General features: G+C 65.1%; 12 protein-coding genes and 3 pseudogenes. 4 read left to right on the forward strand and 11 right to left on the reverse strand.

Translation table 11 applies throughout. From position 1 onward, the window contains the following. Positions 1-758 precede the first annotated feature (758 nt). Positions 759-1,622 (forward strand): ABC transporter ATP-binding protein, encoded by an 864-nt coding sequence (locus tag GJ632_RS00165; RefSeq protein ID WP_191451446.1) that lies wholly within the window; start codon positions 759-761, stop codon positions 1,620-1,622. Further along, on the forward strand, positions 1,619-3,190 hold the full coding sequence (locus GJ632_RS00170; RefSeq protein WP_191451448.1) for a hypothetical protein: 1,572 nt from the start codon (positions 1,619-1,621) through the stop codon (positions 3,188-3,190). The genes GJ632_RS00165 and GJ632_RS00170 overlap by 4 nt, the downstream gene beginning before the upstream one ends. Positions 3,191-3,291: 101 nt before the next feature. On the opposite strand, the gene GJ632_RS00175 is transcribed toward GJ632_RS00170, so the two are convergent. From GJ632_RS00175 to GJ632_RS21730, 6 genes and pseudogenes are all read right to left on the reverse strand, one after another. Continuing rightward, a complete protein-coding gene (locus GJ632_RS00175) occupies positions 3,292-3,465 on the reverse strand; it encodes a hypothetical protein (protein ID WP_177232684.1) in 174 nt (57 codons plus the stop codon). Positions 3,466-4,011: 546 nt separating this feature from the next. After that, positions 4,012-4,329, reverse strand: a complete 318-nt coding sequence (locus GJ632_RS00180; protein ID WP_089810042.1) for a 2Fe-2S iron-sulfur cluster-binding protein — start codon at positions 4,327-4,329, stop codon at positions 4,012-4,014. 6 nt (positions 4,330-4,335) lie between these two features. Beyond that, positions 4,336-5,739, reverse strand: a complete 1,404-nt coding sequence (locus tag GJ632_RS00185; protein WP_191451450.1) for a selenium-binding protein SBP56-related protein — start codon at positions 5,737-5,739, stop codon at positions 4,336-4,338. 284 nt (positions 5,740-6,023) lie between these two features. After that, the gene (locus GJ632_RS21725; RefSeq protein ID WP_197427762.1) at positions 6,024-6,284 is read right to left on the reverse strand and encodes a hypothetical protein; all 261 of its coding nucleotides are present in this window, start codon (positions 6,282-6,284) and stop codon (positions 6,024-6,026) included. 342 nt (positions 6,285-6,626) lie between these two features. Beyond that, a pseudogene (locus GJ632_RS22715) lies at positions 6,627-7,247 on the reverse strand (SDR family NAD(P)-dependent oxidoreductase); the annotation flags it as partial. Positions 7,248-7,326: 79 nt separating this feature from the next. Then, positions 7,327-7,491 carry a hypothetical protein gene (locus tag GJ632_RS21730; RefSeq protein WP_197427754.1) on the reverse strand — a complete coding sequence of 55 codons (165 nt, stop codon included), beginning with the start codon at positions 7,489-7,491 and terminating at the stop codon, positions 7,327-7,329. A 449-nt stretch (positions 7,492-7,940) separates the two neighbouring features. On the opposite strand from GJ632_RS21730, the pseudogene GJ632_RS00195 reads away from it, so the two are divergent. Together GJ632_RS00195 and GJ632_RS00200 are read left to right on the forward strand one after the other, a co-directional pair. Next, positions 7,941-8,361 (forward strand): annotated as a pseudogene (locus GJ632_RS00195) (universal stress protein). A gap of 488 nt (positions 8,362-8,849) precedes the next feature. After that, the gene (locus GJ632_RS00200) at positions 8,850-10,100 is read left to right on the forward strand and encodes an endonuclease/exonuclease/phosphatase family protein (RefSeq protein WP_231751203.1); all 1,251 of its coding nucleotides are present in this window, start codon (positions 8,850-8,852) and stop codon (positions 10,098-10,100) included. 34 nt (positions 10,101-10,134) lie between these two features. Here the strand turns inward: GJ632_RS00200 and GJ632_RS00205 are convergent. The 5 genes and pseudogenes from GJ632_RS00205 to GJ632_RS00225 all read right to left on the reverse strand — a co-directional run bounded on the left by GJ632_RS00205 (position 10,135) and on the right by GJ632_RS00225 (position 15,222). Next, a pseudogene (locus GJ632_RS00205) lies at positions 10,135-11,144 on the reverse strand (aldo/keto reductase). A 226-nt stretch (positions 11,145-11,370) separates the two neighbouring features. Next, positions 11,371-12,198 (reverse strand): hypothetical protein, encoded by an 828-nt coding sequence (locus GJ632_RS00210; RefSeq protein WP_191451454.1) that lies wholly within the window; start codon positions 12,196-12,198, stop codon positions 11,371-11,373. Continuing rightward, positions 12,195-13,694, reverse strand: coding sequence for an MBL fold metallo-hydrolase (locus GJ632_RS00215; RefSeq protein WP_191451455.1), 1,500 nt, complete (start codon positions 13,692-13,694; stop codon positions 12,195-12,197). Before GJ632_RS00215 ends, GJ632_RS00210 begins: the two co-directional genes overlap by 4 nt. Beyond that, positions 13,691-14,026 (reverse strand): hypothetical protein, encoded by a 336-nt coding sequence (locus tag GJ632_RS00220; protein WP_191451457.1) that lies wholly within the window; start codon positions 14,024-14,026, stop codon positions 13,691-13,693. Before GJ632_RS00220 ends, GJ632_RS00215 begins: the two co-directional genes overlap by 4 nt. Then, positions 14,023-15,222 (reverse strand): VWA domain-containing protein, encoded by a 1,200-nt coding sequence (locus GJ632_RS00225; protein ID WP_191451459.1) that lies wholly within the window; start codon positions 15,220-15,222, stop codon positions 14,023-14,025. Before GJ632_RS00225 ends, GJ632_RS00220 begins: the two co-directional genes overlap by 4 nt. Positions 15,223-15,389: the final 167 nt, after the last annotated feature.

Consider the following 15,389-nt stretch of genomic DNA (forward strand, 5'->3'; position numbering starts at 1 on the left):
GTGGCGAGACTGACGTGTCCACGACTGTCCGTCGAGAGAGCACTTTCGAGGCGGGGGTGTCATCGGGGAATTTTCTCGTGCCTGGTCGAGAACGAACGCGAGTCGTCGGAACGAGGGCCTCATCGTGTGATTACGGACCCCGGTCGTTCTTCGTCGTGTTCGCGGAGTGCCTGTACGATACCGGGTGACTCGCTGGTTTCCTGTTGAAAGCCGCTGTCGGTGATCAGATAGCTACGCGCCGATACCGACTCCACGAGAATCTGTCGAATTAGTCTCTTCGGCACGTTTACCAGCAAACTGAGACTGGATAAGGCCATAATATCTCCATTCGCGGAAATAACACTGTTACTATTGGCTACTGCGCACTATATGCGGATATACTACGCTATACGGGTTGCAAAGAGAACCAGCTACCAACTGTCGATTATCAGTGACTCTGGACGAACCACGTCACGAGTGCGTCAGCGTCGACAGATGCGTGACACCGACGAAGAAATCAGCCGTAATATGCGGGGTGGAGTGAAGCCCGTTCCACGGTTCTCACGACTCATTGATACGGCACTACCCCCTCGGAGACAGCGTTGGTGAATCGGACACCACACTCTCTTGCTCGGCAACTCTGGTTCGGTTTTTATACCCCGTCGCCGCCCGATCGGTATCGTGCAGGTCCCTCCAATCCCGACCGATTGTAGATACGCTCGAGATGGAGGCGTCGACGGTGCCTCCGGACCGACATCACTCCATAGCCAGTTACACCCATGAAACTCGACATCGAAGGCGTCGAGAAACGCTACGGCGACGCACGGGCCCTCAGCGACGTGACGCTTCGATTCACTGACGGCGTCGTCGGCTTACTCGGCCCGAACGGTGCGGGGAAGTCCACGCTGTTGCGCATCGTGACTGCGCTTACCGAACCGACCGATGGCACCGTTCGCTGGAACGGTACCGACATCGTCGAGACGCCGCGTGCGATCCGTGAGGCTGTCGGATATCTCCCCCAAAAATTCGGCGTCTATCCGAACCTCACCGCCGAGGAGTTCCTCTCGTACCTCGCGGGCATCCGCGGCGTCCGAAACCCGGACGATCGAATCGAGGACCTCCTCGACCTTGTCAACCTCTCATCCGACCGCAACCGACGGCTCGGGACGTTCTCCGGAGGGATGCGACAGCGAGTCGGTATCGCGCAGGCCCTTCTGTCCGACCCGTCACTACTCGTCGTCGACGAACCGACCGTGGGTCTGGATCCCGAAGAACGAATCCGCTTCCGGAACATCCTCGCCGAACTGGGAGAGGAGCGAATCGTCGTCCTCTCGACGCATATCGTGCCGGACGTAGAGGCCACCGCAAGCGACATCGCCGTTCTCGACGGCGGACGCGTCGTCGCGCACGAACCGCCGAGTGACCTGATCGACCGGAGCCACGGTGCCGTCTGGGAACGAGTCGTTTCGGACGCGGTACTCGACGACGTACGGGCGGCGCACACCGTCTGCAGGACGACCCGATGCCGCGACGGCGTCCGCGTCCGCATCGTCAGCGATGACCGGCCAGCCGACGCCGACCCCGTCGAACCGACCCTCGAAGACGCCTACCTCCACCTCCTCGACGGGAGGCCCCGGCAATGACTCGGGTCGGGGTGATATACAGCGTGGCGCTCGCGGACTTCAGAGCGCGTTCCAGAACGTCGAAACTCCTCGTCGTCCCGGTTCTGATCGCCTATCTGGCAAAGGTACTGACCGTCGACTCGATGCTCGTCTTCGCCGGAGAGTACACGGGCGCGCCGACGGCGGCGTGGTACGGCGGGATGGTCGCGTGCGCCGGAACGACAGTCCTCCTCGTGTTCGGCGGTGTTCTCGTCGACGGAAGCATCGAACGCGACCGGACGACCGGCGTCGACCACCTCGTCGCGACGGCACCGATCCCGACGTGGCAGTACATCGTCGGCAAGTGGCTGAGCAACGTCGCCGTTCTCACTGTCGCCACCGGCGTCCTTGCGGCGGCGACCGCCGCGTCTTTCCTCGTCGAGGGCACCGGGGCGTTCGATCTCGTCGCGTTAGCGTCGCCGTTCGTCCTCCTGACGCTCCCGGCGGTGACCGTCGTCGCCGCAGCAGCAGTCTGCTTCGAGACGGTTCGACCCCTCCGTGGGTCGGTCGGGACGGCCGTGTACTTCGCCCTTGCACTGGCCGCCATCGCAGTGAGCGTCGCACCCGACCCGCTGGTCGATATAGCGGGTATCGCACTGCTCCGTGACAGTGTGGCGACGTCTATCGCCGCGCAGTTCCCCTCGTTCGGGGGCGACATCCGCATGCTCGCGTATCAGCCGACACAGTCGGGACTCCAGTCGTTCCGGTGGGACGGCCTCGAGTGGTCGCTCGACCGACTCGCAGGGCGGGCGCGCGTCCTCGCCGTCGCCGTCGGGTTTCTCGGCGCCGCGACCGTCACCTTCGACCGGTTCGACGACGGGGGCCGTCGGTTCGCGTTCGGCAACCGGTTCGGAGACGGAGACACGGGTGCGACGGACGACACAGAATCGAAACGGCGCGAGCCATTGGTCTCGGTCGAGACCCTCACGCCGGTCGAGAGCGGCGGGTTCGCCATCGGCCGGGTACTGGCGGCCGAGTTTCGCATGGCCCTGCGCGGACGACGGTGGTGGTGGTACCTCGCGTTCGTCGGCGGGGTCGCGGCGACGGCCGTCGCACCGCTCGACGCGCTGCGCGCGTTCGTGTTGCCGATTGTGTTGCTACTTCCGCTGCCCGTCTGGTCGCGCCTCGGCGCCCGCGAACGACTCTCTCGAACGACGGAACTCGTGTTCGTCGACGTCGACGTGACGCGACTGTTGGCGTGTACGTACGTCGTCGCGGTCGGTCTCGGTGCCGTACTGGTACTCCCCGCACTCGTTCGCTTCGCGGCGGTCGGTAGCTGGGATTCGTTCGTGGGGGGCGTCGCCGCGGTGGCGTTCCTCCCGAGCCTCGCCCTCGCGCTCGGCGTCTGGACCGGCCGTCCGCGCCTCTTCGAACTGCTGTATCTGGTCGCGTGGTATCTCGGCCCCGTGAACGGCGTCGTCCCGCTCGATTACACCGCGACGATGCCGGCGACTACGGCGGCGGGAGTTCCGGCCGTGTATCTGCTCTCGACCGCCGTCGCGTTCGGCGTCGCAGTCGCCGGACGCCGTCGCGAGGCGACGATCGAGTGAGAACGCGCCCGTGGGGAGGAACGTCAGTCGGACTCTCTCCGGTGTTGTCCGAATACTCACGGGTCAGTTCCTGCCTCGGAACAGCGCGATAGAGGACGGAATCAGTAGTGTTTACAGTCGTCGTGGAGGTGCTGTTCGACTGTCTTTTTCTCGAACTCGAACAGCGTCGAGATCGCTTCCACCGTGTATCCGAGTTCGTCTGCACGATTCATTTCAGTACACTCGTCAGCATCTACGGGCTCGGGACCGTCGTCGAGTTCCGCTTTCGTATACATACCTGTTCATCAGTTCCTGCGGGAATGGAGCCTGTGGATAGATACATAGCCATTCCCGATTTCCGTTACTATGCACTAACATCATCGTGCTTGCCCGATATTCGTCTACTAGGTACATACTGAGAAAGCGGAAGTTACGGGATGGTGGTATCTGAGCAAATCAGCCTGCACCACACACGGTTCTTGTCTCAGTGACGTTGTCAGTCTGATGGTGATTTTGGAATACTGGTCTGCGTAGTCCCGCCAGTTCGTGAGCGAGTCTTCGCGCGCTTCCTAAAGGAGATGATTCGCGGAGTGGGCATGCTCACTCGGTCCTGAAGGGCATCATCACTCGAACGGTGTTCATCTCGGTGCGCTCGCGCTGAACCGGCGGTCAGTAACGCCTGCAACTAGAGAGGCCTGTGAGGGAGAGTGCGACGCGAAGGGGACGTTTCGAACGACGACGTCCCCCGACCGGTGCGAGGACGACAGCGAGCGCTCGGTCACCAGCCTCGAGTCGCCGTGACTGCGCCTGTTCGTCCCAACGGACGAACACCCGATGGTCACTCATTTCCACGGGTTCGGCACGAGGTCGGCCTGTACCTCCGCACCCACCTCGATACGGCAGTCCGAGCGCGGTTCGGCCACACAGAGCAGGACGTAACCGGCCTGTCGGTGTCGGGGTTTCAACCCCCGCGGGCGTTCGACGTGGACGAGGTCACCCTCCAGCAGGCGTCCGGTGCAGGTGGCGCACGCACCGTACAGACAGCCGTAGGGGACGCCGAGGCCTGCACGCTCGGTAGCGTCGGTGACCACCTCGGCTTCCCGGACCTCGATGGTCGCCTCCCGGCCGTCGCGCCACTCCAGAGTGACTGCGTGGGGCATCGGCGGCTACTGCCAGACGTCGCTGGTACAGTCGCCGCCGGGCCAGCGAATCTCGTGGGCGCGGGCCGGGCCGCCGGGGGCGTCTCCGAAGTCGACGACGAACTCCTCGTCGAGTTCCATCCGCCCCTCCTCGGGATACACGTCCGCTTTCATCATCAGCGACCCCCGTTCCCCGATTTCGGGGTAGAACTGGTTGTCCCACGAGGAGAACAGGGAGGTGGTCCAGTAGAGCCGTCGGCCGTCCCGGGAGAGCTGGAGCATCTGGGGCGCACCGCGGACGTCGTGGCCGCCGACGGACTGGCGCTCGGCGAAGTTGCCTCCGACCCAGCACTGGTCGACCAACCGCGGGCTCCCCGTGTCGCTGATGTCGTACATCCGCACGTCGCCGTGGAGCCAGTTCGAGAAGAACATGTACTGGTCGTCGAGCGACAGGAGGATGTCCGTCACCAGTCCCGGCACGGGCATGTCCCAGTCGGGATGTTCGCGGTCCTCGACGTCGATGACTTTTTCCCACTCCCAGCGGCCGTCTTCCGCCTCCCAGAACCGGAGGATGTTCGAAGAGAGCGCGGCACCGACGTAGCCTTCGGTCTCCTCGGGGTTGTGGGGCATCCGAATCTCGAGTGGAATGAGCCCCTCCTCGCCGAACGTCAGCGTCTGCTGGTGTTCTTTCGTCTCCCAGTCCCAGACGTGGATGCTGTCGCCGTACTTACCGTCTTCGACGTCGTCCAAGTCGAATCCCGGATAGTAGGTTTCCGGCGCCGCCCACTCCGTCGACAGCATCACGCCGTGGCGGGGCTGATACCAGTAGTCGTAGTTCATCTCCATGTCACCGCGGTCGATCTCCCAGTGGCCGTCGATGGAGAAGTCGTCCTGGTCGAGTTGGAGGAAGCCGCCCGGGAGTTCGCCGTCGGCGTTCCCGAGCATACTGATGACGATTTTTCCCTCGGGAACGCAGTGGACCGTGTGCGGCGCCGAGAGGTCGTGCTCGAACACCTCCTCGGGTTCGATGACCTTCTCGATTGCCGGGCTGCGCGGGTCGGAAGCGTCGACGATGTGGATGCGCGAGGAACGCTGGCCTGGGACGATAAGATGGTCCCGGACCAGCCCCTCGGCGTGGCAGGAAGAGGAGCAGGTATTCCAGCCGAAGTGGTGGAGTTCGTCGCCCTTGTTCGGCATCTCGACCGTGTCGATCAGTTCGCCGTACGTCTCGGAGTCCGGGTCGACATCGACGACGCCGACGAAGTCGGGTTCGTCCACGTCCATGCCGACCCGGAGCCCCATGACGAAGGCGGTCTCCTCGTGTTCCGACTCGGTGCGCATCGCCGCTGGCGTCGGATACCCCGGCCCCTCTACTCCGTGATGTTCGTGCCCATGTGTGTCGGTCGACTGATTGGGTTCGTCGGCGCTCATGGTGTGTGTCAACATGGTCAAGTCCAGAATTAATAATGATTATGTTTCCAAAAGAGAATATGCGCCGAGCGGGAATTCTTTCGCGCTCGCCGGCGGAGTTCGATGGTGTGTCGTCGAGTCCCCGTGACGAACCGGAGGATGCGTGATGCGCGAATTCACGTTCGGCATCGACTTACGACACGTCTACGTAGCTAAGCGCGTTCGACAGAGACATTCGCCCCCTGTATTCAGCACGACTGAGGAAATACATCACCGACTGGGGGTTTCAACATGGCGTCACAGGGCTATGACTGGGACGTGTGACCGCCGTGTTTCCGGTACCAGACACGCTCGCCGACGGGTGACTCCCCCTCGTCGATATCCAGCCGACTCACGAACAGGTCGCGAACGGCGAGCGTGACGACGAGGTCTATCGTTTCGCCCTCCTCAGGAGTGACCGTGACGACACAGTGGCCGTCCCGCTCTGCGACCGACGCGATAGTCCCGACCGACCACCGATCACGGCGGTGAGTGGGCTCCCGTGCGTGAATGCGGTCGTGATTCATGCTGGGGGAGTCAGACGCACCCGGGGCAGTCCCATCGCCGGCCGCGACGGGCTGTCGGTCGCGTTCCGCCAGTGGCTCCTCGATGTCGAGTAGCGTTGCGCTCTCCGACCAGAGCCGCCGGGAAGCCTCGCCGTCCCGGGCGGCCTCGGAGGGGGTCCGCGGCCGCTGGTTCGTGAAGTACCGCCCGGACACCTCCGCAGCGCGTGGCGAGACGGCGACGAACAAGATCTCTGCGGCCCCGTCGGCGACAGACGTCACTCCAGGGACCGCTTCGAGTCGCTGGAACAGGCCTGGGAGCGGGCCAGGGAGGAACCGACTGAACCCACTCCCCGGAATCGCGCCCGGGTGGATGCTGTTGGAGGTAACCTCGCGACCGGTTGCGTCGAGTCGTCTGGCGAGTTCCGTGGCGAAGAGGACGTTCGCGAGTTTCGAGTGGCTGTATGCGTTGAATCCGGTGTATCGATCGGCGCCCCGCACCCGGTCCAGATCCAGCGAGGCCCCCTTGTGAGCGTCGGAGGCGGTCGTGACTATCCGAGCGCCCTCGCGGAGGTGGCCGAGCAACTCGGTCGTCAGCAGGTATGGCGACAGGTGGTTGACGTGGAAGGTGTACTCGACGCCAGCGTCGGTCAGCCCCCCGTTCCGGAACAGCCCGCCAGCATTGTTGACGAGGAGGTCGAGCCCCTCGGTCTCTTCGCGCACAGCGACCGCGAGAGCTCGGACCGCATCGAGATCCGCGAAGTCCGCTTGGACGAACGTCGCGTCGCCACCAGTCCGGGAAAGTTCCTCGACCACCTCCGCGCCGGCTCGTGGGTCCCGGCCGTGGACGACGACGTCCGCGCCGAGTCGGCCGAGCGCCAGCGCGGCGGCGCGGCCGATTCCGCTCGTCGATCCCGTGACGAGAGCCTGTAGTCCGGTACAGTCGACGTCGGACACACCCGCGAGGGTTTCTGGGAGTTCACTCATTATGCGTTACAGGAGGTCGACAGACAAAACACCCCAAGCCCGACCCGAAGCACTGCGGGTCGCCAGCGGTTCCGCACTTTCAGTTCTGGAAGTCTTGTAACATCCGTTTCATCTGCTCCAGATTGAGGGAGACGGCGAGACCGAGTATCGTCGCCGGCCACAGCCCGACGAACTGCCCTCGCTGTGTTTCACCACGGACGTAGTAGTAGTACAGAGCGAGCGCAACGGAGCCCGTTGCTGCCATCGTCCCGGAGCCGAGGCCGCTCTCGTCCGGTTCTCGTGCGACTCCTGTCGTTTCGTCAGTCGATTCACCTATAGGTCAGCTAGCACCCGGAAGTTGATTATCGGTTGATATATCCACGACTGCACGATCTTTGATTAGGTGGGTGACTCTTCCTGACGATGGTCGAGAGAGACACCTGCTCGGCACTTCGAAGCCGTACCCGTGCGAGAACAAACGCGTAAGGCCACAACACCACAGCGGGTTGTTCCGCCACTGTTCTCCCCTCGCCGACGTGGACAGAGTTGCTCTCGACGAGGATGAACGCGAAGGGCGACGTCGACCAAACCGTGCGAACTGCGCCCGTCCCCGTGATTACTGTCGCCCGTGAGACCGAACACGTTCACTGCGGCCGAGTGCATATCCGATCGAGCGACCCGCCGCTTTAATCACCCCGCGTCCGTAGTTGTACCATGATCTCACGGATTCTCGTTCCGATGGACGGCTCGGAGATGGCCCAGCGAGCGCTCGAGTACGCCCTCGAGAACCATTCCGACGCGGAGATCACCGTCTTGCAGGTCGTGGGCGAACCGTCGCCGTGGGGGGGGAACAGCCACGTCACTCGCTCTCGAGGAGGACCTTGAAGAGGCCGCCGAGGAACGCGCGAAGGAAGTATTCGACGGCGCCCGGGAGTTGGCCGCCGAGTACGACGTCGAGATCACGACCGAGGTTCAACTGGGCCAACCGGCTCGGGCGATTTTGAACAGAGCCGACGATTTCGATGCGGTCGTCATCGGGAGCCACGGCGGCTCGTTGGTCGATCGACTGGTCGTCGGGAACGTCGCCCAGAAAGTGTTCCGCAACTCGCCCGTCTCTGTAATCGTCGCTCGGTAAGTGGTTTTCACTAAGATCGGCGGAAAGACGGGGTCAGACAGAGGTAACGGTTTAGACTGGTTGGTGAACAGCACCACGAGTCGACGGATATACGACCCAAAACTAGCCTATCCTCCGAGCTGCGGAACTTCCAAGAGCGACATTTTGTATAGCTATATACAGTATATGATGTGGTATTTCCCGTCTGAAACCCCGAATACTGGCGTTTCAGGAGTTCTCTGTATTGAATCGAGTCGAGGCGCTTGCACTTTGCTTTAGATTAGTAAAGCCAAGTGGATTGTACGGGGTCGACGCCGTCCATCCGTCTGTAGCCACGACAGCGGCGAATCTCCGTGCTTCGAGAGGGAGAGAAGGCCGGGCCACCGCAATCGGGGGTGGTCGCACCCTACCGTGAACGACGAACGTCTCGAGTTTCGGTACGCGTCCGATAATATCTTATATTCTTATACTGAAATTTATGCCGTGTAGTCGTCATGTCAACGTAGTCGATGTCCCTACAGCAGACCAGACGCGCGTTACTCAAGACGATCGGTGGCACGGCGACTGCGGCCGGGTTGATGGGCACCGCTAGCGGACGACGACAGCAGTCGGGAAGCCGGAATCGTCGTCGCGGGGCGCGCTACGCGGCCTTCAACGTGATCGAACTGGAGACGGAGCAGGTCCAACAGCAGGGCGACGAGCAGGCGGAAGCGGCCGCCCGAGTCGTCCAAGAGGTCCAGCCGGATATCCTCGTCGTCAACGAACTCACGAACAACCTCCAGGAAGGCGAACACACCGACACGGCGAACATCGACGCGTTCGTCGAGAACTACCTCAGCGTCCCGCAACGGGACGGTCTCGACGGTATCCACTACGAGCATACCCTCCAGCCGACCAGCAACACGGGCGTCCTTCCCGAGGAGGACTACGACTTCAACAAAGACGGAGACGCCGGCGCACTACCCGGTGACGCGTTCGGGTTCGGGGAGTTTCCGGGACACTACGCGTTCGCAATCGCGAGCAAGTATCCCATCGCCGAGTCGGAGATCCGGTCCTTTCAGACGTTCAAGTGGGCAGACATGCCCGACAACCGCATTCCGGTCGCGGGCGAGGAGGGCGTCGTCACCGACCCCGCGGACGACGAGACGGCAATCTACCTCACGGAAGCGGAACTCGACGTCTATCGGCTCTCCTCGAAGACGCACGTCGACGTCCCGTTCCGGGTGAAGGGAGGAACGGTTCACGGCCTGTTCGCGCACCCGACGCCGCCGGGCTTCGACGGCGTGAACAACTTCAACGGGAAGTGGAACCACGACGAGGTCCGGTTCTTCGCTGACTACGTCGCCGGCGAGGAGTACATCTACGACGACGACGGCAACCACGGGGGTCTCGACGACGACGCCTCGTTCGTCCTGATGGGCGATATGAATGCCGGGCCGGGTCGAAATCGGGACGAGCGTCCACTCCAGCCCGCTCAGAAGTTCTTCGTCGACAACGACGACTTCAACACCGACCGTCTCCCGACGAGTCCGGGCGGGTTCCACCGCGATCTCCCCACCGCGACGCGTTTCGGCGGCGACGTGGAGGGCGTCGTCGAACTGATCGACTACGTCCTCCCTTCACCGGACCTCTCGCTGCGGGACTCGGGAGTCGTCTGGCCGAGCGAGGCAACCACGGAGAACGGCCTCTTGGAGGCCGTCGAAACCGCCTCGGACCACCGACTCGTCTGGGCCGACGTCGCGACGAACCCCGGCGACTGAAACGGACGACGAGACCGGTCGGAGCGCCGTTCGCTTACAGGCCCGCGTACGGTCCGCCCTTCGCCTCGGTCAAGCGGTCGACCTGGTCGTCCGAGAGGTCAACCGTCGCCGCCGCGAGGTTCTCTTCGAGTTGGTCGATGGTGCGCGCGCGACGATGGGTGCCGTGACGCCCTCGCGGTGCATCAACCACGCGAGGGCGGTCTGTGCGGCCGACGCACCCACTTCGTCGGCGACGGCGTCGAGTTCGTCGTGCACGTCGAAGTTCTCCGCCGTGAGGTAGGCGTCCTCGAACCGACTGGACTCCGCGGCGCGCGACTCGCCGGTGAGTCCCTCTTCGCGCGAGTACTTACCGGTGAGAAAGCCCTGACCGAGCGGACTCCACGGACAGACCGCCATGCCGTACGACCGCGTCATCTCGAGGTAGTCGCCCTCTACCTCGCGGTCGACGAGGTTGTAGCGCGGTTGGGAGACGGTGAACGGTTCCCACCCGTTCTCGCGGGCGATCTCGTTCGCCCGCGCCACCTTCCACGCGTTCGGCCGGTGCGTCGAGGCGCCGAGGTAGTGGACCTTCCCGTCTTCGACGAGTCCGTTCAGCGTCTTCATCATCTCCCGTGTGGGCGTCTGGTCGTCCCAGCGGTGGATGTAGAGCACGTCGACGTAGTCGGTGTCGAGGCGGTCGAGCAGCGCGTCGATGCGGTGGCGGACGTTCTTGCGGTTCGTGCCGCGACTGTTCGGGTCGCCGTCGCGAATCTGCCAGTAGATCTTCGAGGCGATGGTGTACCGTTCACGGTCGCGGTCCGCCAGCCAGTCACCGATCCACCGCTCGCTCGCGCCGCCGCCGTACACGTCGGCGGTGTCGATGTAGCGTCCGCCCGCCGCGTCGTACGCGTCCAACAGTTCGTGCGCGCGCTCTTCGTCTATCTCGACGTTCCCTTCTTCGGTCTCCTTTCCGAACCGCCACGTACCGAACTGGAGTTCGCTGGTCTGGATACCCGTGTCGCCGAGTCGAACGAATTCGAGGTCGACGTCCGTCCTGTCGCTCATACCATCGGCAACTATCCGCGGGTCGATAAACCCGTGTGATGCCCTCGTCGGTCGCCGGTTCTAACCGCGGCCCCGGAACCTCTGTGGCCTTCCTCCGTCCCGTTCCTCTCGGCGGAGTCTCGGGCGCACTACTCCGTCGGGTCGACCGGTACGAGAGTGCCCGGGAGTGAACCGGAGAGAGCGGCGTCGCGTTCGACCTGTTCGCCGCACACGCGTAGGCGAGCGGTCAGTCTGCAGACGCGGTGGTCGCCAGATACCGCTCGACGGCGGCGTCGACGACGTCGGTCCGGGTCTCGAAGGCGTCGTGGGTCTCGTGGACGGCGCGGAGGAGTGACGCACAGCGCCCGAGGTCGGTCGTCACCGTCGTCTGAAGGTCGTCGGCGATGGTAGTCGCGATGTGGTCACGGACGGCGGCGTCGAGGTCGCCGGGGTCTGCCGTTTCGACGGCGTCAGTCAGCGTCTCGTCGAGGAGTCCGTCGACGGTGACGCTCACGGTGGTCGTGGTCGCCGAAGGCGTGAGTTCGTCGCGGAGGACGGCGTCGAGGTATGCTTCGACGGCGTCGGCGACGACGGTTCCGAGCGACCGGTCGTCGTCGGTCGTCGCGCGGTGGCGTTCGAGGAGTGCCGCGAGTATCGGGTCCAGTTCGACGTCGAGCGTCGTAGTCGCTTCGAGGCCGTCGTCAGTTCTCGTGAACGACTCCACCTTGGGCGAGTCGCCAGAGTCGGAACTGGTGTCTGCCTCCGCGCCGTCGGGTGTGTCAGGTGCGGTCTCAGTGTCGCTGGTCGTGTCGGGTGCAGTATCGGTAGCGGTAGTCGTGTCGTCGGGTTCGTCGACCGTGGACTCCTCGTGCTCGTCGACGACGGGTGTAGCCGTCTCCTCGTCTTCGTCGCCGTCGCCCCCGAGGACCCGTCTCCGTGCGCGCGCGGAGATGATGTCGTTCGGGGACGGGAGCGTCTCCTCGAAGTCTGCCGGAACCTCGATGTCGACGTCGGCCCCCGCCGTGCGGTACAGTTCGTGGTCGGTACCGTCGTCGCTGGTGTCTGCGTCACTCATAGTGTCTGAATCAGACGTACTGGTCGCGGTCTGGTCGTCTCGAGGCGGTTCGGCGTCGGGACTGCCGTCGGTGCTCTCGGAGTGACCGACAGTGGTCGTGTCCGGTCGGCCGGCCAGTCGGTCAGCGAGTCGGTCGGCGTCCACGCCTTCGGCGGCGAGGTTCGGGGTCGAGACCCGGTCGAGACTCGGGAGCGAGAGGTCGGCGAAGGCGTCGCCCGCGAACGCGCCGAGGCGGGTCGTCTCACTGGTATCTCGGCGCCGAACGTTGGACATCCACGGCGGCGGGCACCACGAGTCGTCTCGGTAGAGCGGGTACACCGTATCGTCGCCGGGCGACCAGACGCACGTCGCAGGTCGTTGTACTCGTCCGTGCCGCGGCAGTGCGTCAGGACCGTCTGGATGGGTTCGAGGTCCGTGACGACCGACCGAAGTCCCGACTCCGTCGGGTGCATCGAGAGTTCGTAGTGCGTGCTGACGCACCCGCCCGTCTGCACGGGCGGCGAACCGCTCGTGACGAGTTGGACGAGTGCGGCGTCGGCGTCGTCTTTGAGTTCGCCGTACAGGCGTTCGCTGCTGTCGTCGACGGGGACTTCGGGACCGGCGATAGTGACCGTCCCGGGCGTCAGACACGTCCGGGGGTCGTCGAACACCGGGACCGTCTCGACGGCGTCGTGGTCGTACCCGAGGGCGTCGTACAGCTTCGCCGTCTGCCCGACGAGTCGGACCGGAACGGAGACGTCGAGTTCCGCGTTCGCGGCGGCCACGAGCGTCGCGACGTGTACGCCCACGAGTGCGCCCGCGGTGACGAGCGTTCGACCGCCCGCAGTCGCGCGTTCGAGCGCGTCGCCGAGTGCATCTGTCAGCGCGTCGCCGGGGTCGCTGGCGGTCGCTGCGGTGAGGAACAGCAGTTCGACATCCGTGGCGAGGTCCGTCTGGAAGCCGGGCGCACCCGCGCAGTCCGTGTGCGTGAAGTCACCGGTGACGACGACGTCGTGGTGGTCGTCGCCGTCGTCGAACCTGACGAGGAACCCGACCGCACCCGGAGCGTGCCCCGCCGGGAGCGGGTGGAGGCGGACGCCCGGACAGACGGTCGTCCAGCCGTCGACGCCGACGAGTGCGTCGGCGACGCCGCGGTCGGTCACGTCGTGGCGTTCGCTCGCCACGTCGAGGACGTCGCCGGCCATCGCCGTCGTCGCCGGCGACGCGTAGACGGGGACGTCCTCGTCGAGACACGTCGGGAGCGAGCGGTAGTGGTCGAGGTGCGCGTGCGTGAGACAGACCCCTACCAGTCGGTCTTCGGGTCCGAGCAGTCGGTCCGGTGAGACGTCGGCACCCGCGTCGACCAGCAGACAGGCGTCGCCGTCGCGGCCCTCGTAGCCAAACCGCAACAGGACCGACTCGTTCCCGGCCGACGGATTCGCGTGCTGGTACGAGAGTTCGACCGGGTGGTCGTCGAGTCCTGCGAATTCGGGGTCGGTCGCGGGCTCTGTACTCACGCCCGGCCTCCCGTCTGTCGGTCGGTCACGCGGTTAGCGTCGCCCCTGCCGGTGCGGGTCGCCTCGGTCCGCAGGTCCTCGGCGACGAGGACTCGGGCGACGAACTCCGCGGCCACGTTCGTCTCCCCGCATCCATCCGCGTGGACGAACCGATACACCGCCCCGTCGAACGGTCCGTCGAGGTCGAGGCGTTCGACCGAGGAGGCGAACCGGGGCGTGGACGGACCGACCGACAGGTGGAACTCGTAGTCTGCGTCCGGCGCCGTCTCCGAGAGGAACGCGTCTAACTCCTCCGGGGACGACGGCGAGACGGCCAGCGGATTCGACCTCACCGTCTGGCCTCCGCACCGCGCACCGCCGCTTGGAGGACCTCCAAGACGTCCAGTTCCCGCGACAGCGACGGGTCGTCGACGGCGTCTCGCTCCTCGCGGAGGTACGACGCGAGAACCTCGAACGTCGCCGCGTCGTCTGGCGAGACGCGGAGGGGGACGGACCCGCGTTCGTGTCGCGACCGCCGCGACGCTCGTTGGCCCTCCCGACTGCGCCAGTCGTCGACCGGTTCGTCGGCGTCGCGCCCGCGTACTCGGTCGGCCCACGCACGGAGAGTCCGGGCGTACCGGGCGAGTGCGACGGCTTTCCGGACTCCGTCGTCGTCGTGTCCCTCATCGCGAAGGGGCACAGTGACGGTCGTCTCGTCATCGGTCCCGTCGCGTTCGGTCCACGAGGCGTGCAGGCGTACTTCGGCGTCGTCCGCCACCGGGCCGACCGGGTCGAGTCGGACGAGGACGACGCCGCCGCGAGACTCCCCGTCCGCCGTCGGCGAGGGGAACAGCGTCTCGACGTGGATGGCCCGCCCCTCCTCGGGGTCGGCGTTCGGCGACCCGTAGACGCCCGCGACCGCGTGGTCGTCGGCGTCGACGTCCACCGAGAGGTCGAACGCCAACGGCGAGACGAAGTAGTCGAACTCCTCGCCGAGGCGGCGTTCGAACTCCGCCGACGAGTGGACGAAGTAGTGGTTCGCGCCGCGGACGGCCGAGAGGTCGCTCGTCAACTCGGCGTTCGCGTCGATGCCCATCCCGACGAACGTCGTGTGGACGCCCTCGTCGGCGGCGTCGGCGACGAGGTCGGTGAGCGCCGCCGACCCGGTGAGACCGGTGTTCGGCATCGCGTCCGTCGTGAAGACGATGCGACGTTCGCGGTCCTCGTCGGCGGGTGCGTCGGCGAGGAGGTCTCGGGCGGCGTCGAACCCGGCGCTCATGTCGGTGCCGCCGCCGGCCTGCACGTCGCGGATGTGACCGCGAATCGCGGCGAGGTCGGTCTCGTCGACGCGGCCGAGGGGTTTGGCGACGTGTGCGTCGCCGTTGTAGAGGACGACGCCGAAGCGGTCGTTCGGGGCGAGGTGACCGGTGAGCGCACACAGCGACTCGGCCGCCGCCTCCAACTTCGTCTCCGCCGAGCGTTCCTCCGCCGGGACCTCCCGCCGAGTGCCGGTCTCGTCGTAGTAGTACTCGTCGAACCCGCTCTGCATCGACCCCGAGACGTCGAGGACCGCGACGAGGTCCAGCGGCGGGCGTCGAACTCGGAGACGGGGAGCGACGAGTCGAGACCGACGGCGACGTATCGTTCCTCGTCGCCGGTCACGGGGTTCGTCGAGACGGACTGCGAAGACGTGGGGACGAACATCCCGGCCGCGTC

Origin of the sequence: Halogeometricum sp. CBA1124, from assembly GCF_009741955.1 — an archaeon.
In the GTDB taxonomy this organism is placed as follows: domain Archaea; phylum Halobacteriota; class Halobacteria; order Halobacteriales; family Haloferacaceae; genus Halogeometricum; species Halogeometricum rufum.

What these genes read in the sequence shown, in the direction of transcription:
- GJ632_RS00200 (WP_231751203.1), top strand. Translation starts at nt 8,850, where the DNA reads ATGTCCCTACAGCAGACCAGACGCGCGTTACTCAAGACGATCGGTGGC.
- GJ632_RS00180 (WP_089810042.1), bottom strand. Translation starts at nt 4,329, where the DNA reads ATGCCCCACGCAGTCACTCTGGAGTGGCGCGACGGCCGGGAGGCGACC.
- GJ632_RS00225 (WP_191451459.1), bottom strand. Translation starts at nt 15,222, where the DNA reads ATGCAGAGCGGGTTCGACGAGTACTACTACGACGAGACCGGCACTCGG.
- GJ632_RS21725 (WP_197427762.1), bottom strand. Translation starts at nt 6,284, where the DNA reads ATGAATCACGACCGCATTCACGCACGGGAGCCCACTCACCGCCGTGAT.
- GJ632_RS00165 (WP_191451446.1), top strand. Translation starts at nt 759, where the DNA reads ATGAAACTCGACATCGAAGGCGTCGAGAAACGCTACGGCGACGCACGG.
- GJ632_RS21730 (WP_197427754.1), bottom strand. Translation starts at nt 7,491, where the DNA reads ATGGCAGCAACGGGCTCCGTTGCGCTCGCTCTGTACTACTACTACGTC.
- GJ632_RS00170 (WP_191451448.1), top strand. Translation starts at nt 1,619, where the DNA reads ATGACTCGGGTCGGGGTGATATACAGCGTGGCGCTCGCGGACTTCAGA.
- GJ632_RS00210 (WP_191451454.1), bottom strand. Translation starts at nt 12,198, where the DNA reads ATGAGTGACGCAGACACCAGCGACGACGGTACCGACCACGAACTGTAC.
- GJ632_RS00185 (WP_191451450.1), bottom strand. Translation starts at nt 5,739, where the DNA reads ATGAGCGCCGACGAACCCAATCAGTCGACCGACACACATGGGCACGAA.
- GJ632_RS00175 (WP_177232684.1), bottom strand. Translation starts at nt 3,465, where the DNA reads ATGTATACGAAAGCGGAACTCGACGACGGTCCCGAGCCCGTAGATGCT.